The 591-nt window shown below is 66.5% G+C and carries 1 protein-coding gene; it reads left to right on the top strand.

The genetic code is table 11. From position 1 onward, the window contains the following. Positions 1 to 591 (top strand): Ig-like domain-containing protein (locus V5P19_RS22965; RefSeq protein WP_334407829.1); only part of this gene is annotated, 591 nt, incomplete at both ends.

Here is a 591-nt window from a genome sequence, read left to right as displayed (position 1 = left end):
GCGCGGGCGAGCGCGATATCACCATCGACGCCAACCTGCCGGGGCTGCGCGTGGACACCGTGGCGGGTGATGACGTGGTCAACACCATCGAGCACGGGCAGAACCTGATCGTGACCGGCTCCAGCGACGGCCTGACCCCGGGCGCCGCGCTGACCGTGACCGTTAACGGGAAGGACTATTCCGCAACGGTTCTGGCAGACGGCACCTGGAGCGCAGCGGTTCCGGCGGCAGACGTGAGCGCGTGGCCGGAAGGCACCGTGAAAATCAGCGTCACCGGCGACAGCGCGGCGGGCAACCCAATCACCATCAGCCACGACGTGACCGTGGATCTGGCGAGCGTGGCGATCAGCATTGACGCCATCGCCACCGACGACGTGATCAACGCGGCGGAGAAGGGCGCGGATCTGGTGCTGTCCGGCGCGACGACCAACGTCGAAGCTGGCCAGACCGTTACCCTGAGCCTCGGCGGTAAAATCTACACCACCACCGTGGATGCAGACGGCAACTGGACATACACCGTGCCGTCCGCCGATCTGGCGGGCCTGAAGGACGGCGATGCCAGCGTGCAGGTGAGCGTCACCAACGTGAACG

It is taken from the genome of Enterobacter sp. UNJFSC 003, from assembly GCF_036903355.1.
In the GTDB taxonomy this organism is placed as follows: domain Bacteria; phylum Pseudomonadota; class Gammaproteobacteria; order Enterobacterales; family Enterobacteriaceae; genus Enterobacter.
The sequence above is the reverse complement of the archived record's forward strand: the minus strand, read 5'-3'. Positions and strand labels throughout refer to the sequence as shown.